At 72.0% G+C, this 19,285-nt stretch carries 21 protein-coding genes; 8 read left to right on the top strand and 13 right to left on the bottom strand.

All coding sequences use genetic code 11. The features are described 5' to 3' along the window. Nucleotides 1–59 precede the first annotated feature (59 nt). Both M4D54_RS07070 and M4D54_RS07065 read left to right on the top strand, forming a co-directional pair. Complete coding sequence (locus M4D54_RS07070) at nucleotides 60–836, top strand: hypothetical protein (protein ID WP_259890806.1); 777 nt, start codon at nucleotides 60–62, stop codon at nucleotides 834–836. Beyond that, entirely contained in the window at nucleotides 833–2,311 is a 1,479-nt protein-coding gene (locus M4D54_RS07065) for a hypothetical protein (protein ID WP_259890805.1), read from the top strand. The genes M4D54_RS07070 and M4D54_RS07065 overlap by 4 nt, the downstream gene beginning before the upstream one ends. 24 nt (nucleotides 2,312–2,335) lie before the next feature. Here M4D54_RS07065 and M4D54_RS07060 read toward each other — a convergent pair whose 3' ends face one another. The 4 genes from M4D54_RS07060 to M4D54_RS07045 all read right to left on the bottom strand — a co-directional run bounded on the left by M4D54_RS07060 (nucleotide 2,336) and on the right by M4D54_RS07045 (nucleotide 6,158). Continuing rightward, nucleotides 2,336–2,740, bottom strand: a complete 405-nt coding sequence (locus tag M4D54_RS07060) for a hypothetical protein (RefSeq protein WP_193866422.1) — start codon at nucleotides 2,738–2,740, stop codon at nucleotides 2,336–2,338. Between the two features lie 202 nt (nucleotides 2,741–2,942). Continuing rightward, complete coding sequence (locus tag M4D54_RS07055) at nucleotides 2,943–3,293, bottom strand: hypothetical protein (RefSeq protein WP_259890804.1); 351 nt, start codon at nucleotides 3,291–3,293, stop codon at nucleotides 2,943–2,945. 349 nt (nucleotides 3,294–3,642) lie between these two features. Then, the gene (locus M4D54_RS07050) at nucleotides 3,643–4,941 is read right to left on the bottom strand and encodes an acyl-CoA dehydrogenase family protein (RefSeq protein ID WP_259890803.1); all 1,299 of its coding nucleotides are present in this window, start codon (nucleotides 4,939–4,941) and stop codon (nucleotides 3,643–3,645) included. Further along, a complete protein-coding gene (locus tag M4D54_RS07045; protein ID WP_259890802.1) occupies nucleotides 4,941–6,158 on the bottom strand; it encodes an acetyl-CoA C-acetyltransferase in 1,218 nt (405 codons plus the stop codon). The genes M4D54_RS07050 and M4D54_RS07045 overlap by 1 nt, the downstream gene beginning before the upstream one ends. Before the next feature lie 156 nt (nucleotides 6,159–6,314). Here M4D54_RS07045 and M4D54_RS07040 point away from each other — a divergent pair, with 156 nt between their 5' ends. Continuing rightward, a complete protein-coding gene (locus M4D54_RS07040) occupies nucleotides 6,315–6,521 on the top strand; it encodes a hypothetical protein (RefSeq protein WP_259890801.1) in 207 nt (68 codons plus the stop codon). Then, nucleotides 6,518–7,210, top strand: a complete 693-nt coding sequence (pdxH, locus tag M4D54_RS07035; RefSeq protein ID WP_259890799.1) for a pyridoxamine 5'-phosphate oxidase — start codon at nucleotides 6,518–6,520, stop codon at nucleotides 7,208–7,210. The genes M4D54_RS07040 and pdxH overlap by 4 nt, the downstream gene beginning before the upstream one ends. 51 nt (nucleotides 7,211–7,261) lie before the next feature. Here pdxH and M4D54_RS07030 read toward each other — a convergent pair whose 3' ends face one another. Beyond that, nucleotides 7,262–9,301, bottom strand: a complete 2,040-nt coding sequence (locus M4D54_RS07030) for a cation-translocating P-type ATPase (RefSeq protein ID WP_259890797.1) — start codon at nucleotides 9,299–9,301, stop codon at nucleotides 7,262–7,264. 27 nt (nucleotides 9,302–9,328) lie between these two features. After that, the gene (locus tag M4D54_RS07025) at nucleotides 9,329–9,583 is read right to left on the bottom strand and encodes a heavy-metal-associated domain-containing protein (RefSeq protein ID WP_259890796.1); all 255 of its coding nucleotides are present in this window, start codon (nucleotides 9,581–9,583) and stop codon (nucleotides 9,329–9,331) included. Nucleotides 9,584–9,774: 191 nt separating this feature from the next. On the opposite strand from M4D54_RS07025, the gene M4D54_RS07020 reads away from it, so the two are divergent. Next, nucleotides 9,775–10,485: a Crp/Fnr family transcriptional regulator gene (locus M4D54_RS07020; RefSeq protein WP_259890795.1), complete on the top strand. Its 711-nt coding sequence runs from the start codon at nucleotides 9,775–9,777 to the stop codon at nucleotides 10,483–10,485. Nucleotides 10,486–10,715: 230 nt separating this feature from the next. Here M4D54_RS07020 and M4D54_RS07015 read toward each other — a convergent pair whose 3' ends face one another. Both M4D54_RS07015 and M4D54_RS07010 read right to left on the bottom strand, forming a co-directional pair. Continuing rightward, a complete protein-coding gene (locus M4D54_RS07015) occupies nucleotides 10,716–11,582 on the bottom strand; it encodes a GH25 family lysozyme (protein WP_259890794.1) in 867 nt (288 codons plus the stop codon). A gap of 10 nt (nucleotides 11,583–11,592) precedes the next feature. Continuing rightward, a complete protein-coding gene (locus tag M4D54_RS07010) occupies nucleotides 11,593–12,336 on the bottom strand; it encodes a glutamine amidotransferase (protein WP_259890793.1) in 744 nt (247 codons plus the stop codon). 89 nt (nucleotides 12,337–12,425) lie between these two features. Between M4D54_RS07010 and M4D54_RS07005 the strand changes: the two genes are divergently transcribed. Then, nucleotides 12,426–12,740, top strand: coding sequence for a hypothetical protein (locus M4D54_RS07005; protein WP_259890792.1), 315 nt, complete (start codon nucleotides 12,426–12,428; stop codon nucleotides 12,738–12,740). A gap of 21 nt (nucleotides 12,741–12,761) precedes the next feature. Here the strand turns inward: M4D54_RS07005 and M4D54_RS07000 are convergent, their stop codons facing one another. Together M4D54_RS07000 and M4D54_RS06995 are read right to left on the bottom strand one after the other, a co-directional pair. Continuing rightward, the gene (locus M4D54_RS07000) at nucleotides 12,762–13,427 is read right to left on the bottom strand and encodes a GNAT family N-acetyltransferase (RefSeq protein ID WP_259890791.1); all 666 of its coding nucleotides are present in this window, start codon (nucleotides 13,425–13,427) and stop codon (nucleotides 12,762–12,764) included. A gap of 104 nt (nucleotides 13,428–13,531) precedes the next feature. Next, nucleotides 13,532–14,020, bottom strand: coding sequence for an Hsp20/alpha crystallin family protein (locus M4D54_RS06995; protein WP_193866856.1), 489 nt, complete (start codon nucleotides 14,018–14,020; stop codon nucleotides 13,532–13,534). Nucleotides 14,021–14,359: 339 nt separating this feature from the next. Between M4D54_RS06995 and M4D54_RS06990 the strand changes: the two genes are divergently transcribed. Continuing rightward, nucleotides 14,360–14,992 (top strand): pyroglutamyl-peptidase I, encoded by a 633-nt coding sequence (locus tag M4D54_RS06990; protein ID WP_259890790.1) that lies wholly within the window; start codon nucleotides 14,360–14,362, stop codon nucleotides 14,990–14,992. 356 nt (nucleotides 14,993–15,348) lie between these two features. Here the strand turns inward: M4D54_RS06990 and M4D54_RS06985 are convergent, their stop codons facing one another. From M4D54_RS06985 to M4D54_RS06975, 3 genes are all read right to left on the bottom strand, one after another. Then, a complete protein-coding gene (locus M4D54_RS06985; protein WP_259890789.1) occupies nucleotides 15,349–16,266 on the bottom strand; it encodes a rhomboid family intramembrane serine protease in 918 nt (305 codons plus the stop codon). 54 nt (nucleotides 16,267–16,320) lie between these two features. Beyond that, nucleotides 16,321–17,478 (bottom strand): winged helix DNA-binding domain-containing protein, encoded by a 1,158-nt coding sequence (locus M4D54_RS06980; protein ID WP_259890788.1) that lies wholly within the window; start codon nucleotides 17,476–17,478, stop codon nucleotides 16,321–16,323. A 167-nt stretch (nucleotides 17,479–17,645) separates the two neighbouring features. Then, nucleotides 17,646–18,182, bottom strand: a complete 537-nt coding sequence (locus M4D54_RS06975) for a peptidylprolyl isomerase (RefSeq protein WP_259890786.1) — start codon at nucleotides 18,180–18,182, stop codon at nucleotides 17,646–17,648. 254 nt (nucleotides 18,183–18,436) lie between these two features. On the opposite strand from M4D54_RS06975, the gene M4D54_RS06970 reads away from it, so the two are divergent. Further along, the gene (locus M4D54_RS06970) at nucleotides 18,437–19,231 is read left to right on the top strand and encodes a hypothetical protein (RefSeq protein ID WP_259890784.1); all 795 of its coding nucleotides are present in this window, start codon (nucleotides 18,437–18,439) and stop codon (nucleotides 19,229–19,231) included. Nucleotides 19,232–19,285: the final 54 nt, after the last annotated feature.

The following is a 19,285-nucleotide window of genomic DNA, read 5'->3' as shown; positions in this document are numbered from 1 at the left end:
ATCACGCATCGGGCTCTCTAGGCTCCAAGAGCACAGACCGCCTTCCTGAGGGGGACCCGATGGCTGTGTTCACCGCTTCTCTCGACAGCGCACTGGTGCGTGAGACGGCCGCACAGGCACGCGCCGACGGCGCGGACCTCAATCCGCTGTGGCAGACCATGATCATCGTGCCCGATGCCCCCTCCCCCGGAGCGGCCGAGCACGATCCTGAGCATGCGGCGCTCCTCCGGCGTGCTCTGACTGCACCGTGCGTCGCCGCGATCGCCGTGACCCCCGCCGACGGCCCGCGCACCGAGCTGCAGATCTCCGTCGATGCCGAGGGCGCCGTCGTCTGCGCCCGGCGAGGCGACGGAGCGGCTGGCTGGTCGCCGGTGGACGCGGAGGCGCTCCCCGAGATCGTCATATCGATGGCCCCTCCGGGATCCCGGCTGGCGGCCCCGGCGTCGATGACCACCCGCTCGAAGGCCACTCGTCTGCAGCTGAGCAGTGCACAGGTCGAGCAGATCCGCAGCGCCGTCGAGCACGGCGACACCGCCGACAGCGCCATCGCTGCGCTCCCGGATCTCGATCCGGGTCTGCGCGATGCGCTGACCAGCACGGGTGATCGGGCGAGCCTCGCGATCCATCTCATCCCGCCCGCCCCGGAGGAGAGCGTGACCCTCCTGCGCCGGTGGACCAGCGGGGAGCGGGGTCTCTACAGCGCCGACGGTCCGGCCGGCCCCCTCGCCGGGGTGCACCCGGTCGAGGACGGGGACTTCTTCGGCACCGTGATCCCGCTGCTGCAGGAGGGCACGCGGATCGCCCGGGCGCACTCGACGGCGGGAGGTGCGGCATGAGCGGCTTCCTGGGGATGGATCCGGGGCAGGCGCGCACCCACGCCGAGCACCTGCGCACCGAATCCCAGCGGGTCGAGGAGCTCCATGCCGAGATCGACGCGTTCGTGCAGGGCGTCGACTGGGTGGGACCGGACCGCGAGGGCTTCGTCCAGGAATGGGCCGGTCGGGTCGGTCCGCAGGTCAGCTCGCTGAGCGAGCGCCTCCAGGGGCTCGGCTTCGACCTGGAGGCGGAGGCCGACCAGCAGGATGCGGCCTCGGAGCCCGGCGGCGACGGCAGCGGTGACCCCGAGAGCCTGCTGCCCGAGGACGTCACCGACTTCCTGGACCGGCTCGACGAGGGCATCCGCGGGCTGCCCGAGGGGCTCCAGCGCCTGCTCCCCGACACCCCCTGGGCGGAGATGATCGCGGGTGGCGTCGTCGACCTCGCTGAAGGGGCCGAGGGCTTCCTCGAGGGCGGACGCGACACCCTGAAGGGGCTGCCCGGACCGCTCGGCGACCTCTTCGACGGCCTGCCCGACGGGGACATCGAGATCCTCGACGAGCGATCCGAGATCGAGCTCGGCGAGGAGCCCCGCCACGTGCAGGACAGCGAAGCCCCGCAGGATCTGGCCGACCTCGTCCTCGACAACGACGAGACCCGCCGCGACATCACGACCGTGCCGCCGGGTGGAGAGTACGACCCCGAGGATTCGGCACAGATCCGGATCCAGACCATCCAGGGTGCCGACGGCACCGAGCGGTACATCGTGCACGTGCCACCGACCCAGGGTGCGGACCTGTGGTCGGAGGAGGGCGGTCTCCCGGGGACCCTCGAGGGATGGAACGGGCAGGGCCAGCCCTTCGGCTGGGCCAACAACATCTACGCGATGGCGGGACGGGAGAATGCCGGGGCGAACGCCGTGACGGCCGCGATGGAGGAGGCCGGGATCCCCCCGGGCTCGGACGTCGCCTTCGTGGCGCACTCCCAGGGCGGCCTGGTCGCCGCGCAGTTGGCCGACGATCCCGCCTTCAACTCCTCCACCGGCGCCGCGGGCACCTACAACGTCACCGACATCCTGTCCGTCGGCTCCCCGGTGCAGACCTACACCCCGGCGCAGAGCTCCACCGATGTGGTCAACGTCCAGCACGTCCAGAACGAGGGGACCGACGGGGACTTCGTCCCCACGCTCGATCTCGAGGGGCGCTCCTTCCGTCATCCCGGCGGCAATCCGGCGGAGAACGTGCAGGACGTGCACATGCAGACTCCGCACGAGAACCCGGACTTCCCGCAGCCGGACGCGGCCCACAACGCGCATGAGTCGGTGCACCGCAGTCGCGACGGCTCCTACTCGGATACGTCCGGCTACTACGGCACTCTCACCCAGCATCCCGACCATCCGACCCTGGCGGACAAGGCGGATCGCATGGACGGTCTGTACATCGGCGAGGACGTCACACTCACCGAGGACGTGGTCATCGATGCCCGCCGGATCTGACGCGATCCGGCCCCCTCGGAGCGCTCAGATCAGACCGTAGTGCTCGAAGAAGTCTCCGAAGTGCACGGCCGCGTCCTGGTCGGCATACTCGGAGCCCAGCAGCTCTTTCGGCGCGACGGTGGAGCCATCTGCCCCGTGGGCGACCACCAGGACTCTGCGCATCTCGAACCCGTCGTCGAGCTCGAAGACGTACTCGGTCACCTCCCGCCACACTGGATCCAGGGCCTCCAGAAGCTGATCCTGCCCGACGTCGAAGTGGATGTCTCCGCGCAGGCTGGTGCGCATGGTCCCGCCGCCGCTGGTCTCCATCTCCGAGGAGGTCACATGCTCGAACTCCTCCACCGGGTCGTTCAACGAGTCCGTGCGCGACGGCAGCAGGCGCCCGCAGCCCACAAGTGCGGCCACCATGCCCGCAAGCCCTCCAGCCATCAGCACTCGCCTCCGCATCCGCTCCGCCTCTCCTGATCCCACCGCTGCGATTGCTCCAGCATCGCAGATCCTGCCTGCTCCCTCACCGTCGCCGCGTCTCCCCGGTCCGCCCGCTGAGCTCCAGGCCCCGGCGTCCTGCGCGCTCAGCGCTCCGCGAGGTGCAGCGGCTCACCGGCGATGGCGCTCCTGCAGGGACGCGGCCTCAGCCCTCGAGGGTGATCAGCTGCTTCCCGCCGGGCGCGACGATCCGCACCTCGGGGCCGAAGGTCGCGTTCTGCACCTCGTGCGCGAACACGTCGGAGGAGACCATCGCGGCGAGGACACCGGCGCCGCCCGCGCGGAAGAGGAACAGCTGCGTGGAGGACTGGTAGTACTTCCCAGTGAGCAGCTTCGTGCCGGCCGCCTCGTTGACGCGTTCTGCGGGGGTGGCCTCCGGGAACACCATCAGCTCGTCGAACTCCACGTCGACCACGTCGGCGAGAGCACGCTCACCACCGCCCTCCCACAGAGGACCGATCGCGTCGTCGATCGCCTTTCCCGAGGTCAGCTCCATGACACCTTCTCCTTCACCCGCAGGTTGTGTGAGCCCGCATCCGGTCACCACGCTCATGGTGAGCAGGAGCGCCGCTCGCCGCGTCAGGGTCTTGGTCCCGACGTCCGTCCGTTGCATCAGCTGGTCTGCCTCTCCAGCGGATGGTCGGAGACGACCTGCGTGATCGCTGTCTGCCCTCGCGTCAAGGCGGTCGCGCAGCCGCGCACTGCCTCTGTGTCCTGTCCGAGAAAGTTCATGCCCCGCCCCGTCACTCGAGTCATCGTCTCTCGGCGCCGACGCTAGCCCGTGCTGACAGGGGAGGCGATGGGGAGCACTCCCCATCGCCTCCCGAGTCACGGAACTTCGACGATCACGCGAACGCGCTGGTCCCGGTGATCGACCGGCCGACGATCAGCGACTGCATCGTGTCGGTCCCCTCGTAGGTGTGCAGCGCCTCGATGTCGGCCATGTGGCGGATCACCTGGTTCTCCAGCAGGATCCCGCTGCCGCCGAGGAGGTCGCGGGCGTCGGCCGCGATGGCGCGGGCCGAGCGGGTGCAGAACACCTTGGCGAGCGAGGCCTGCTCGGGCCGCAGGCTGCCGGCCGATTCCAGGTCCGCCAGGCGCCGGCAGTGCAGCTGCATGGAGGTGAGGGTGGCGAGCATGTCCGTCAGACGCACCTGGACGTGCTGGGCCTTGGCCAGAGGGCGTCCGAACTGCACGCGGGTGCGAGCGTGCTCGAGGGCGGCCTCGTAGCAGGCCACGGCGTGGCCGAGCGCTCCCCAGGCCACCCCGGCGCGGGTAGCGAACAGCACCCGGGACGTGTCCTTGAAGGAACGGGCCCCGGGCAGGCGCGCATCCAGCGGCACGCGCACGTCGGCCAGATGGATGTGGGCCTGGTGGATGGCGCGCAGGGACACTTTGCCGCGGATCACCTGCGCCTCGTAGCCGGGCAGGGACTGCTCGACCAGGAAGCCGGAGACCTGGCCGTGCAGGGCATCGTCGGAGGGGTCGTCCACCCGCGCCCACACCACGGTGAGGTGGCCGTCGGCCCCGTTGCCGATCCAGCGCTTCTGGCCGCTGATCACCCACTGCTCGCCGTCACGACGGGCGGTGGTCTCCAGGGACACGGAGTCGGAGCCGTGGTCGGGCTCGGTCAGGGCGAAGGCGGCGAAGGCCTGCCCGGTCACCACGGGCTCCACCCAGCGCTGCTTCTGCTCCTCGGAGCCCAGCAGCACGATCGAGCGCAGGGCGAGCCCGCCCTGGACGCCCACCATGGTGCCCACGGAGCCGTCCAGGCGGGACAGCTCCATGGTGACCAGGCCGGTGGCGAGGGGGCTGAGGCGGCGGTGGCCGGGGATGTCCATGCCGTCGGTGAACAGGTCCAGCTCGCCCAGGCGGGCGATGAGGTCGGTCGGGTACTCGCCGCGGTCCCAGCACTCGTCGATACGGGGCAGCACCTCGGGGGCGAAGGAGCGGGCCACCCGCCAGGCCTCGAGATCCTCGCGGTCGACGTCCTGGAACAGGGCGTAGTGGTCGGCGGTGCGGGGAAGCAGGGCCTCGGCGGTGCTCGCCTCGGCGTCGGGCAGGGAGATCACGGGGCCGGGGCCGGCGGCGGTCTTAGCGGGGTCCGGGGCGTCAGGGGCATCAGCGATCTCGGTGGTGGTCATCAGTTCATCCTCTCGATGATGAGGGCCATGCCCTGTCCGCCTCCGACGCACAGGGTGGCCAGGCCCAGCTCGCCGTCTCGCGCGCGCAGGCCGTTGATCAGGGTCGTGGTCATGCGGGCGCCGGTGGAGCCCCAGGGATGGCCCAGCGCGATGGCGCCGCCGTGGACGTTGAGCCTGTCGTGGTCGATGCCGAGGTCCTCTGCCGCCGGGATCACCTGGGCGGCGAAGGCCTCGTTGAACTCGACCAGGTCGATGTCGTCGATGGTGAGGCCGGCCAGCGCCAGTGCGCGGCGGGTCGACCCCACCGGGCCCAGGCCCATGATCTCGGGGCTGAGGCCGGAGACGCCGGTGGCCAGGATGCGGGCCAGCGGGGTGATGCCGAGCTCCTCGGCGCGGTCTCGGTCCATCACCACCAGCGCGGCAGCCCCGTCGGAAAGCGGGCAGCAGTTGCCGGCGGTGACGGTGCCGTCGGGCCGGAACACGGGGTCGAGCCCCGCCACGGCCTCGAGGGTGACCCCGGAGCGCGGGGAGTCGTCCGTGGTGATCTGGGTGCCGTCGGGGGTGGTGACGGGGGTGATGTCGAGGTCGAAGAATCCTGCCTCGCGGGCGGCCTCGGCACGGTTCTGGGAGCGCACTGCGTACTCGTCCTGCGCCTGGCGGCTGATGCCGCGCAGCTCGGCGACGTTCTCGGCGGTCTGGCCCATCAGGATGTACGGGTCGGGCAGCTCGCCGTCCTCGCGCGGGTCGTGCCAGGGGGCGGGGATCTGGCGGGTCGCACGGCGCTCGGTGCGCTCCCAGGCCTGCTGGTACATCGGGTCGCGCAACTCGTCGTCGATGAACTTCCCGGGCACCATGGTCAGCGACTCGACGCCGGCGGAGACCACGGCCCTGGCCTCGCCGGAGAGCACGGCGTGGAAGGCGTTGCGGGTGGTCTGGATGCTGGAGGCGCAGAAGCGGTTGACGGTGCTGCCGGGCACGGTGTCCAGGCCCAGGCGCACCGCGACGATGCGGGCCAGGTTGGCGCCCTGGATCCCCTCGGGCAGGCCCACGCCCAGCTGCACGTCATCGAGGGTGGAGGGGTCCAGCTCGGGCACCTGGTCCAGGGCGGCGCGGACCATCTGGGCGGCGAGGTCGTCGGGGCGGACGTCCTTGAGCGAGCCCTTGCGGGCGCGGCCGATGGGGGAACGGGCGGCGGCGACGATCACGGCCTCGGGCACGGCTTCTCCTTCGATGTCGGTGCTCGGCGTGGGCGCGGTCGAGCGGCGCCCACTGTTCTTGATACTACGGGTTGCAGTTACTTTGTGGGAAGTCCAGGACTCGACCACTCCGGGCCGCGCGCCGGCGGCACCGGGCGAGATGCCTACGATCAGGGAATGACCGCGCCCGGCTTCACCATCGACACCCCGCGCCTCGAGGACGCCCCGGCCATCGCCCGCGTGCACGTGGAGAGCTGGCGGGACGCCTACGCCCGTCTGCTGGAGGACCACGAGCACTGGTTCGGCGCCCCCGCCCTGGAGATCGCCCGGGCGATCAGGGAGGGTCTCGGCGCGCACCATCATGGGAAGGACTCACAGCCATGAACGCCCAGGACCCCTCCACCCGCCTGGCCGCCGAGCGCATGCCGTACCGCACCGGTCGCCTCGCCGATGAGGCCGCCCCCGATCCCCTGGCCCTGTTCGACGCCTGGATGGCCGAGGCCTTCGAACGGCGCGACAGCCACGGCGATCTACCCGAGCCCACCGCCGTGGTGCTGTCTACCATCAGCACCGATGCCGACGACCGGGCCCGCCCCCGTTCGCGGACCGTGCTGCTGAAGGCCCGGGACCGGCGCGGCTTCGTCGTGTACACCAACCTCGACTCGGACAAGGGCCGTGAGGTCGCTGCCTCCCCCGTGGCGTCCCTGCTGCTGCCGTGGTTCCCGCTGCAGCGCCAGGTGCGGATCGAGGGGCAGGTCGAGCAGGTCGACGCGGAGGAGGCCGATGCCTACTTCGCCTCCCGTCCCCGAGGCTCGCAGATCGGCGCCTGGGCGTCCCGGCAGTCACGGCCCGTGGCCTCCCGTGAGGTGCTTGAGGAGCAGTACGCCGAGGCCCAGGCGCGGTTCGAGGGCGGGCAGGTGCCGCGCCCGAGGCACTGGGGCGGGCTGCGCATCGTGCCGGATCGCATCGAGTTCTGGCAGGGCCGGGAGAACCGTCTGCACGACAGGATCGTGTACCGCAGGCCGGGCGGGCCTGACGGCGGCGGCTGGCAGCGCGAGCGCCTCCAGCCCTGAGCAGGGCCGGAGGCGCGGGTGGCTCCCTGACGGCTCGGGGCGGCACCGCCGTCAGCCGCGCACGGGTCGCAGCAGGCGCATGGCGTTGACGATCACCAGCAGCACGCTGGCCTCGTGCACCAGCATCCCCAGGGACATGGTGACCCCTCCCAGCAGCACACCCAGCAGCAGCATCCCCACAGTGGCCAGGGCGATCACTATGTTCTGTCGCATCACCGCAACGGTGCGGCGGGCCAGTCGCAGCGACTGCGCCAGGGCCGGCAGCGAGTCCCGCATCAGCGCGATGTCGCTGGTCTCGATGGCCACCGCACTTCCGGCGGCCCCCATCGAGACGCCGATGTCGGCCGAGGCCAGTGCGGGGGCGTCGTTGACTCCGTCGCCCACCATCGCCACGGTGCGGCCGCGCGCCTGCAGCGCCGCGATCTGATCGAGCTTGCCCTCGGGCAGCAGACCGGCGTGCACGGTGTCGATGCCCACCTCCGCGGCCACGGCCTGAGCCACGCGGGGCTGGTCGCCGGTGAGCATCACGACCTCGCGCACTCCTGCGCGGCGCAGGGCGGTGATCGCGTCGGCGGCCTCGGCCCGCGGGGTGTCGGCCAGTCCGATCACGCCCAGCACCGTCTCGTCGAGGGTGACGATCATCGGGGTGCGGCCGCGCCGCGCGGTCTCGTCGGCCAGGTCGATCGCCTCTCGCCGCTCGGAGCTGCCCCCGATGTCGGACTCGTGCAGCATCGCCTGGCTGCCCACGGTGATCGCATGGCCGCCGTGGCGGGCCAGCACACCGCGCCCCACCACCGCGTCGGCCTGTTCGGGGATCTGCCCCAGGTCCAGGCCCTCCGCACGGGCGGCCCGGACCACGGGGGCGGCCAGGGGGTGGTCGCTGGTGAGCTCGGCGCGGGCGGCCCACAGCAGCACCTCCTCGCGGGTGCGTCCCGGCAGTGGGAGCACGTCGGTGAGCACGGGCCGCCCGGTGGTGAGGGTGCCGGTCTTGTCCAGGGCCACGGTGTCGATCCGGGCGGAGGTCTCCAGGTGCTCGCCGCCCTTGATCAGCATGCCGTCGCGCGCACCGCGGCCGATGCCCGCCACGATCGCGACCGGGATGGAGATCACCAGCGCGCCGGGGCAGGAGATCACCAGCAGCGTGAGCGCCAGTTCAACATCCCCGGTGAGCACCCCGAACACCACGGACAGCACGATGATCGCCGGGGTGTACCAGCGGGCGAAGCGGTCCATGAAGGCCTGCGTGGGGGCCTTGGCGTCCTGCGCCTCCTCCACCCGGCGGATGATGCGGGCCAGCGTGGTGTCCGCGCCGATGCCCTCGGCGAGCACGGTGAGCAGTCCACCGGTGGCGACGGTGCCGGCGTAGACGGGGTCCCCCTCGGACTTCTCGGCAGGAACGGACTCGCCGGTGATGCCGGCCTCGTCGATCGCGCCGCGGCCGGCCAGGACGTGCCCGTCCACGGGCACCCTGGTGCCGGGGCGCACCAGCACCTGCTCCCCCTGCCGCACCTCGGTGGCGGCGATGGTCTGCTCGGTGCCGTCCCGCAGCACCACGGCCTGCTCCGGGGCGGTGCTCACCAGGTCGGTGAGGGCCCGACGGGTGCGCTGCAGGGTGCCCTTCTCCAGGGCGTGGCCGATGGCGAACAGGGTGGTGACAGCCGCCGCCTCCCAGTACTCGCCGATCACGATCGCGCCGATGGTCGCGATGGAGACCAGCAGGTCGATGCCGACCACCCGGTGGCGCAGCGCCCTCACGGCGGCGATCAGGATCGGGGTGCCGCTCACCAGGGCCGCACCGACCATCAGCAGGCCGGCCGGCCCCGGCAGCACCGATCCGGTGGCCGGGGAGCCGGTCAGGGCGTCGAGCAGCCAGGACAGGCCGATCAGAACGGCGGCGATGCCGGGGCGCACCCAGGCGCGGACCGGGAGCAGCCCCTGCCCGCGACGCGCGGGCCTGCCCGTGGGCCCTGCGGGGCCGGGTCGCCGGCTGCCGCCGGGAGAATCCGGCGCGTAAGACCCTGCTGCGCGGGCGATGTCGGGATCGGGTCCCGCCGACGGGGCGCTGTCGAGGATGGGGCTGGGGCTGCTCATGATCGGTCCTTTCCCGGGGCGGGCGGCTCAGAAGGCGGAGGGGCGGGCGGTGTAGCCGGCGCGCTCGACGGCGTGCACCAGCTCGTCGACGCCGGTCACGGACGGGTCGTGGTTCACCTCGATGCGGGAGGAGGCGAAGTGGACGGTGGCGTTGGAGACGCCCGGCAGGGACCGCAGGGCCTTCTCGATCTTGGAGACGCAGGAGGGGCAGGAGAAGCCCTCGGCGCGCAGCACGGTACGAGTGGCAGCGGGGGCAGCAGTGGTGGTGTCGTCGGTGGTCATGGGGTTCCTTCCGGTCGGGTGAGCGGCCGTTCCGCTCATGACAGGAAACTTAGATCCGTCAGAACCGCAGTGCCTTGACGTCGGTCAAGCGACGCTGCCGGGCCGCATGCCACAGTGATGCCATGGCCACCGATCCACCGAGCAGCCCAACTCCGGCGAGCGCCCCGCCGAGCAGCCCGCATCCGAGCAGCATGTCGCCGGCGAGCCTGCCCGAGCCCGCCGGTGCACCCCGTGACACCTGCGTGGCGCGGGTGCCGATCTTCTCCCTGCTGAGCCCCGAGGACCAGCAGGCGGTGGCCTCCTTCGCCCACCCCGTGGACCTCGAGCGCGGGCAGCTGCTGTACCGGGCCGACGACCCGCTGCGACGCCTGTTCGTGGTGCACCGCGGGAGGCTGAAGCTGGAGCGCACCTCCGTCACTGGTCGCGAGCACCTGCTGCGCGTGGTGGGGCCCGGGGACGTGGTGGGCGAGCACACCTTCCTCACCGGGACCCGGCCGGACTTCGTGGTGCAGGCGCTCGAGCCCGCGCAGATGTGCGTGTTCGACCACCGCGACCTGGCCACGCTCGTACGGCGGTTCCCCGCGATCTCCGTGGCCATGCTGCGGTCGTTGAGCGATCGTCTGGTCGCGAGCGAGAACCGCCTCGCGCTGGCGGGGGCGGAGGTGCCGGTGCGGGTGGCGGAGTACCTGCTCGCCCTGCCCTCGCAGGCGACGACGGCCGAGGGGCATCCGCTGGTGCGCTGGCCGCTGCCCAAGCGGGACGTGGCCGCCCTGCTGGGCACCACCCCGGAGTCGCTCTCCCGCGCCCTGGCCCGTCTGCGGGACGAGGGCCTGGTGATCCCGGCGGGGGAAGCGGTGGCGCTGCCGGACCTCGACGCACTGGAGGAGCGGGCGCGATACTGAGGGCGCCATCCGCACTCCCCGAAGGCAGCCACCCATGAGCACCTCCCCCGCCGGCTACTCGGGTCGCGCCGCCAATGCGGCGGTGTGCGCCTGCGCGGAGGACCCGGCGCCGTGGTTCCCGGTGGAGGAGGCCCTGTTCGAGGACCAGCCCGGTGCCGAGGGCCTCAGCAACGAGCGGCTCACCGAGATCGCCGTCGGTGCCGGGGCGAGTGAGGCGGCGGGCGACCCCCTCAGGACTGCCCCTCCTCGGGCGCCGGCAGCTCCAGGTCCTCCTCGCGGGGGATCGCGGCGTGCTCGCGCAGCACCTCGATGCGCACCACGTCGATGTCAACCGGGCCCTCGATCCCCGAGACGGTGCCGTCGAAGCGCAGCTGCCACACGGCCCAGTCCTCCGGGGAGGGGCGCCCGCGGTCGGAGTAGAGCCAGTCGGGGCGGGAGTCCGCCACCGGCAGGCCGTAGTGGTCGCGCCATTCGCTGGAGGAGTAGATGACCATGCGCCTGCCCCAGGCCTTCTCCACCGCGTGCGTGAAGGCGTCGATCTCCGCCTGGGCGTCCACCGCTTCTGGTCGCTCCTCGCAGGCCCCGTCGAACTCGAGATCCAGGGCGGGCGGCAGGGCAGTGTCGTCGGGCGGTGCGGCGGCCAGGAAGGAGGCGGCCTGCTCCGCGCCCGGGGAGCACAGCGTGAAGTAGTGGTAGGCGCCCACGGTGATCCCGGCGGCGCGTGCCCCGTCCCAGTTCAGGCGGAAGTGGGTGTCGGTGAAGCCGCTGCCCTCGGTGGCCTTGATGTAGGCGAACACGTAGCCGTCGCCGGCCACCTGCTCCCAGTCGATGTCGCGCTGGTAGCTGGAGACGTCGATGCCCATCGCCTCGTCCGCGGTCAGCTGGGTCTCCTCCGGCAGCTGGGTGAGGGCGGGGGCGCCGGCGGGGGTGCTGCCCACGGTCATGGCGGCATCGTCCGCGCGGTGCGGGCGGTCCCCGCCTCTCAGGTTCGCCACCAGGGCTGTGCAGCCGCCGATCACCAGCAGCAGCACGGCCACCAGGATGGCCACGGCGATGCGCTGGCGCCGACGGACCTGCTCACGGGTGAATCGGGGCACGCAGCGGACACTACCTGCCGCAGCCGTGAACGGTCGCGAAGGCACGCAGAAGGTGGGGCGGGTGATCCGCGGTGCGCCGACCCAGCAGGGCGAAGATGTCCTCCATCTCATCGGGGTCGAAGTACCCGTGGTCGCGGTAGGCGCGGGCGCGCTCCATGACGGCGGGCACATCCATCTCGGGATGGAACTGGGTGGCGTACTGGCGGGTGCCCACGCGGAACATCTGCACCGGGCAGTGCTCGCCGGTGGCCAGCACGGTGGCATGGGAGGGCAGGGCGGTGACCGCCTCCTTGTGCCCCACCAGCCCGGTGAACACCTCGGGCAGGCCCGCCTCGATGACCACGGGGTCCTCGCGCCCGGCCTCGGTGAGCGTGATGGGCACGGCGCCCAGCGGCTCGCCGTGGGTGCGATCGATGGTGGCGCCCACGTGGCTGCCCAGGGTGCCGATGCCGTAGCAGGCGCCCAGGAAGGGGATGTCCTGCTCCATCACCTCATCGAGCACCGCGGCGAGCGCCCTCTCGGCCCGGATCTGCTGCGGGGACTTGGTCTCGGCCGGGTCGGAGACGGTGAAGGGACTGCCGCCAAGGTAGATGCCGGAGATCTCCTCGGCGCGGATCGCCGGGGCGTCCTCACGCTCGATGCGCACCCAGCGCAGGTCGTCGTGGCCCAGACCGCTGAAGCGCTGGAAGGAGGCGGCCTCGGCCCGGGCGACGTCGTCCTCGGGACGGGTGGTCAGCAGCAGGAACGGTTTCACGCGAGAATGCTAGCGGCCCCCGTCGAAGGAGATGCACGTGACCGAGGGCGGCGCAGCTCGCCGATCTGGTCAGCGGCACCTACGACGCCGTGTGGGGACGGGCGCGGCTGGTGGTGCTGGGCGGGCGGCTGTTCGACCTGGACGACACCGCGACGGATCCTGCCGAGGACGCCCTCGAGCTGTGCGTGGCCGGGGTGCGGTCCGATCCCATCGAGCCGGACCGCACGGCGGTGGAGCTGGCCGCCTGGGGCGACACCGGGTACGGCACCTGGGCCGAGCCGATCCTGGCGCGGGTGCAGGCCGATGGCGAAGATCTCGCCTGCACGGGCCTGATCGAGACCGGTCAGCTGCTGGCCCCGTCGGCGCAGTTCACCATGCCGGATCGGGTGCGGGCCCCGCACTGATCAGCCCTTGGGGGCTCCCCCTCAGCCGCCGGCTCCCAGCAGACCGCGCAGGGCCCCCGTGAGGCCCTCGACCTCCACGGCCACGTCGGGCCTGCGGAAACGCTCGGGGGTGAGGCTGAAGCGCTGCTGTGTCTTGGCACGGCCGTTCTCCTCGACCACCAGCAGACCGTCCTCGCGGTACCCGCAGCTGCGGGAGACCCCGTAGGAGGCGCCGTTGCCCACCACGGCGCTGGTCTCTGCGCGCTGCGCGCCCAGGTGGTCGAACGCCAGCACCAGCACGGCCTGCCGCATGAGCGTCCCGTGGCCCTTGCCCTGCTCATCCAGGGTGAGCCAGGAGCCGGAGCCCACCACGCGCCGCACCGCGAAGTGCGAGGCGCCCAGGTCCTGCATGCCGATCAGCCGCTCCTGGTGGAAGATGCCGAAGGAGAGGTTCCAATCGGTCGGGCCGACCTTCGAGCGCAGCTGCCACTGGAACTGGACGGACCGCGCCACTCGTTCGTCGGGGTCCACGTCGTACCAGGGGAACACCTGGTCGGAGTCCATGTCGGCGAAGATCGGCCGGTGCAGCAGAGCGGCGTACTCCGGCAGATCCTCGTCCCGGAGGGGACGCAGGGTGAGGGGGCCGGCGGTGATGCGTAGCCCGAAGGGCGGATAGAGGTCGGGCAGCGGGCTGGGCAGGGCGGTCATCGCGCGATCCTAGCGCCGTGGGCCCGCCCGGCCGCTCGGGCCGGCATGCAAGGCAGAGTCCCCCGGCTCCCGCCGCGAGCCGGGGGACTCGTGATCCGGGGGTGTCAGCTGTTGAGCTCACCCTCGATGGTGCGGCCCTCGGGGGCGGGGGCGGTGTCCTGCCCGGAGGTCACCGAGGGCTGCGCGGAGCGCTCGGTGTGGGCCACGTTGATCTTGCGCGGCTTGGCCTCCTCGGCCATGGGGATGGTCAGACGCAGCACGCCGTCGCTGTACTCCGCCTCGATGCGGTCCAGGGAGACCCGGCTGCCCAGGGTGAGCTGGCGGGCGAAGGTGCCGGTGGGGCGCTCACGGGTGAGCCAGGAGCGCTCCGCGTCGTTCGAGGCCGAGGCCTTGCGCTCGGCGCGCACCGTGAGGGTGCGGTCCTCGACGTCGACGTCCACGCTGGCGGGGTCCACGCCGGGCAGGTCGATCTCGGCGACGAAGCGGTCGTCCTCGCGGTACAGATCCATCGGCATGCCGACCGAGGCCGGGGTGCGGGCGAGATCCGAGAAGAAGCGGTCCACTTCCTGGAAGGGGGTGAAGCTGCGAGCCATGATGTGCCTCCTGAGGTATCGGTGTGCGGTCGAGCAGGGGCCGTAGCTCCTCCTGCTCTCGGCAGGGTCAACGCGGTGCGCTCCCTCCCTATTCCAAAGTTGAGCCGACCGCGCTCACGTGAGCTGGATCACGCCAAAGGCGTTGGGAGCGGAGAGTCCCAGCATGGCGCAGATGGGCCGCTGTGTCTGCCCGTCGCGGGTGGACTCCGGGCAACTGCCCACCCGCGATCCCCGCCCCCGCCTCCCCCGCGCCGTGTTGTGCCGTCTCGCCGCGCCGTGCCGTCTCGCGCCGTGCCGCGCCTCCCCGATTTGCGGCAGTGAGGCTCCTACCGTGGATCCATGACCGTCGACGTGCTGCTGACCGGCTTCGCCCCCTTCGACGGGGCCGACATCAACGAGTCCTGGCAGGCCGTCCAGGCCGCCGCCGCGCAGCTGCGCGCGGAAGGCGTCGAGGTGGCGCAGCTGGAGCTGCCGGTCGAGTTCGACGCCGCTGGGGACCTGCTGGAGGCGGCCGTGCGCGAGCACCGTTGCGGCCTGGTGGTGGCCACGGGCCTGGCGGCCGGACGCCGCGCCGTCACGCCGGAGCGGGTGGCGATCAACGTGCGCGACGCACGCATCCCGGACAACTCCGGTGACCGCCCCGTCGATGAGCCCGTGGTGCCGGGCGGTCCCGTCGGCCATTTCAGCACCCTGCCCATCAAGGCGATCGTGGCCGCCCTGGCCGAGGAGCCCGCGATCCCGGCGGCGGTCTCGCAGACGGCCGGCACCTACGTGTGCAACGACGTGTTCTACCGCCTGCTGCACCTGCTGGCCACCGACCCCGGCCTGGCCGGCATGCGGGGCGGCTTCGTCCATCTGCCGGCGGCCGCGGACCTGCCGGTGGAGGACTCCGCCCGGGCGCTGGTGCGGGCCGTCCGCACCTGTCTGGCGACCCCGGAGGACGTGGTGCTCACCGGCGGCGCCGAGCACTGACCGCCCCGGTACCGGTGCACTGCACACGGCACCCGGCCCACGGCTCGCGGCGCCAGGGGAGAGTTATCCACAGGGTTCTCCACATCTGGGGATGAATCACAAGGATGTAGTTCCCCAGGTCCCGTGGCGCAGGTCCCCGTGCTTCGCGGAGTGCCGCCCGCATCTCGCGGCCCTCAACGGTCCCCAGCGATCCACAACGCGACGCCGGTTGTCCACAGCAAGACCGTGAAATCCCCCGCGCACCCCGGTTCATCCACAATCCTGTCCACAGCTGGGGATAGTCACACCGGTGTCATTCTGCGGTGCCCTGCGCGAATGTTCTGCAGGGCACTCTCGTACAGCAGGCCTCGGCCGGCTCAGAAGTAGGGGACGGTGAGCGCCTTCAGCACCACCGCCACCGCGCACAGCAGCACCGCACCGGCGATCAGGGCCCCGTGGATCAGGGCGGAGCGCCGGGCGAGGGCCTGGCGGTCGGTGCCGTGCGTGGCCTTGGGCCGCAGCGCGAACATGGCCGCGACCAGGGCCGTGCCCACCAGCAGCCCGCCCAGATGGCCCTGCCAGGAGATGTTCGGGACAGTGAAGGTGATCAGCAGGTTCAGGCCGATCAGCACCAGGATCTGGGCGCTCTGGCCACCCAGGCGGCGGTTGACGATGAACATGCTGCCGAACAGTCCGAACACTCCGCCGCTGGCACCCAGGGTGGCGGTGGTCCACTCCAGGGTCATCGGGTTCGCGAGCACGTACACCGCGGTGTGGCCGCCGAGGACGGAGGCCAGGAACACCCCGGCGTAGCGGGTGTGGCCCAGAGTCTGCTCGAGGTACTGCCCCACCACCCACAGCGCCCACATGTTCAGCGCCAGGTGCATCACGCCGCCGTGCAGGAACCCGGCGGTGAGGAAGGTCCACGGCATCGCCAGCGCTCGGAACGGCGCGAAGATCCCCCACTGGGTGACGATGTGCGGGGCCAGCGCCTGCCCCAGGAAGGCCAGCACGCACAGGCCCATCAGGGTGTAGGTGACGTACGGGGTGCGGCGCCCCGCCGACGCCCCCATCGCGTTGCGGGGGCGGGTGCCGGCCTGCTGGCGGGCGATGTCCCTCTCGCAGTCCACGCACAGCACGCCCACCTGGGTGGGGCGCTGGCATTGCGGGCAGGCGGGACGCTCGCAGCGCTTGCAGCGCACGTAGCTGACGGTGTCCGGATGGCGGGGGCAGACGGGCTGGCCCTGCGGGTCCGGGACGTCCTGTGCGCTGTAGCCGTAGGTGGGGCGGTTCATGGGGTCATTCCTACACGACCGCCCTGGACCGGACGCCCCGCCCGCGGTGGGCGCTCACACGACCGTGTACGGGAACGCCTGGAACAGCTTCTCGAAGCGGCGCTTCTGGGCGGGGGTGACCTCCGCGAGCTCCTTCAGGTCCAGGCGTCGTTTCCCGGCCGCGCCGGTGCGGCCCCACGTGCCCACCAGCGCGCCGCGCCGCAGGGCCGCGCGCTTGAACACCCCGTTGTTGCCCGGTACCAGCGCGCGGTGCTGCTCCTCGTCCATCAGGTAGAGGCGGTCGCGGTAGCCCAGCACCAGCTCGTCGAAGCCGGGCAGCAGCAGCTCGGCCATGGTCTCCTTCTCGTGCTCGGCGTACTCCTCGAGCAGGCCGGGCCGGAACCACAGCTTCTCCCCGTCGCCGCCCGTGGCCCGGCCGGGCTGGGAGTGCACGACGCCCTTCGCGTCGGCGAAGCCGTGCTCGAGCTGGTCGCCCACCTGCCCCAGGGCCTGGTCGATGCGCCTCATCGGCAGCTTGGACCACCAGGCGAGGTCCCGGACGGTCGCCGGGCCGTGGCTGGTGAAGTACCGCAGGGCCAGCTCGGCGATGGCGGCGGTCTCGTCCCCGCCGAAGGTGCCCTCGAGATCGGATCCGCGGGGCAGCCACCGCTGGGCCAGCACCACGGCGGTCTCCCCCTCGTCGCGCCAGGGGCCGTAGGCGGCGACCCCGGTCGAGAGGAAGTGGGTGAGCATGTGGTAGCCGCGACCGTCGTCGGTGGCCAGGCCCGCCCCTTGCCAGGCCGCCATCAGCTCCCCGCGCAGCACGCCCCGGCCCACGCCCGGGTCCGACTGCTCAGCCGCGAGCTCCTCGAGCACCCGCCGGGCGGTGCCGAAGTGCTCCTCCTCCAGGCCCAGGCCGCTGCGGCGCTTGACGGCCGAGCGCACGGAGGCGCCCGCGCACAGCTCGGTGAGCCACGCGAGGGTGTCGGCGGCCACCGCGAACACGGTGCCGCGCATCGGGTAGCCGCGCACGATCAGCCCGCTGTCGAAGGCGGCGTACACGCGCGTGAGGTCACCGCCGGTGCGCAGCGCCAGGGAGGCCATCACGCCGGGCAGGTCCTGCCCTTGGTGGGCGCCGAAGGAGCGGGCCGCCTCCAGCGGGGTGCGGAAGCGGACCGGGCCCACCAGGCCCTGCGCGAGGATGCGGGCTCCGGCCAGGTGTCGCTGCGTCATGGTCGGAGGCTATCGGCCTGCGGCCGCGGTGGGGAGGGCCGGGCCGGGTCGATCGGTCGGAAGCGGGACGGGGCATGACGGCAGCGCCCCGCCGCGGAGCTGGTGCTCCGGGCGGGGCGTCACGGTCGCGCCGACGGGCGCGCGGTCAGTGCGGGATCAGGGCGCGCTCAGCGCTCGACGGTGACCGACTCGATGACGACGTCCTCGAGGGGACGGTCGCGCATGTCGGTCTTGGTGGCGGCGATCTCGTCGACGACCTTCTTGGAGTCCTCGTCGGCCACGACACCGAACACGGTGTGCTTGCCCTGCAGGTGCGGGGTGGGGCCCACGGTGATGAAGAACTGGGAGCCGTTGGTGCCGGAGGGGCGGCCGGTGATGGCGTTCATGCGCTTGCCGGCGTTGGCCATGGCCAGCACGTAGGGCTCGTTGAAGTTCTTCTCGGAGATCTCGTCGTCGAAGGTGTAGCCGGGGCCGCCGGTGCCGGTGCCCAGCGGGTCACCGCCCTGGATCATGAACCCGGAGATCACGCGGTGGAAGATCACGCCGTCGTAGAAGGGGCGCGTGACCTTCTGACCGCTCTCGGGGTCGGAGAACTCGCGGGTCCCCTCGGCGAGGCCCACGAAGTTCTCGACGGTCTTCGGGGCGTGGTCGGGGTACAGCTCCAGGCGGATGTCCCCGTGGTTGGTGTGCAGAGTTGCGAACATGGCGTCATCCTCGCACACCGCCGTGGGACGGCCAGGGGCCCGCGACGGCGGGCCGCGCACGTCCCTGCCGGCTCCCTGCTGATGCGTCACCGCCGGGTCCGCACTCCCGTCGGACATACCGTTCGGCTGGGAACCGGGATGCGGGCACGCGTTAGAGTTGTGCCACACGGATCCGCCGCGTCCACCCGGATGCGGGGGTCCAGGGACCGCCGTCGGCCCGATCCGGCGGATACAGACCGAAAGGGGAATCCCTCATGGCGCTGACCACGAAGCGGGAGACCAAGAAGGCCAAGAAGCAGGCCAAGAAGACCGCAGCCGCTGCCGGCTCGACCCAGCAGCAGGCGGAGAAGGCCATCATCGAGCTGCAGAAGCTCGCCGCGGCCATCGGACCGGTCGTGTCCGAGGGCGCTCGCGAGGCCCGCAGCCGCAGCCGCGGCCTGGTGGACCAGGTGCGTCCGGCCGTCGAGGACAAGCTGCGTCACCAGGGCGACAAGATCGCGGGCCTCACCGCCGCCGTCGGCCCCTTCGCCGACAAGTTCATGCACGACCTGCAGGACGACTACTACCCGCGTGCCCGTCGCACCGCCAGCACCACGAACAACGTGCTGCGCGCGGCTGTGGACGCGGCCCGGGCGGAGCTGGACAAGGGCCAGGCGGACATCCGCGCCGCTGCGCTGACCCCCACCCCGCAGAAGAAGAAGGGCGGCGCCGGCAAGGTGCTGCTGGTCCTGGGCCTGGCTGCAGCCGGGGCCGCCGCCGGGTACGTGGCCTGGCAGAAGACCCGCCCGGTGGAGGACCCGTGGGCTCCCCCGGCGGACTTCGCCCGTGCGCACTACCCCGCCTCGGCCTCCTCGGAGACCGACTCCTCGACCGTGTCCGACACCGTCGGCTCGGCCGATGCCGGTGACGTGGCCCAGTCTTTGAAGGGTGAGGACCGCAACTCCGACGTCGAGCCGACGACCGTCAAGGTCGACTCGGACCTCGAGGAGAGCAAGACCAACGGCGAGGTCGACGGCGAGAAGCGCGGCACCCACCGCGGCGACGCCTGAGACCACCCGCCTGACGTCACGGCCCCGATCGCGGCCTGACCGGCGGGCCCCGGC

The organism is Brachybacterium sp. p3-SID1565 (assembly GCF_025143785.1).
Classification (GTDB): Bacteria; Actinomycetota; Actinomycetes; order Actinomycetales; family Dermabacteraceae; genus Brachybacterium; species Brachybacterium epidermidis.
The sequence above is the reverse complement of the archived record's forward strand: the minus strand, read 5'-3'. Positions and strand labels throughout refer to the sequence as shown.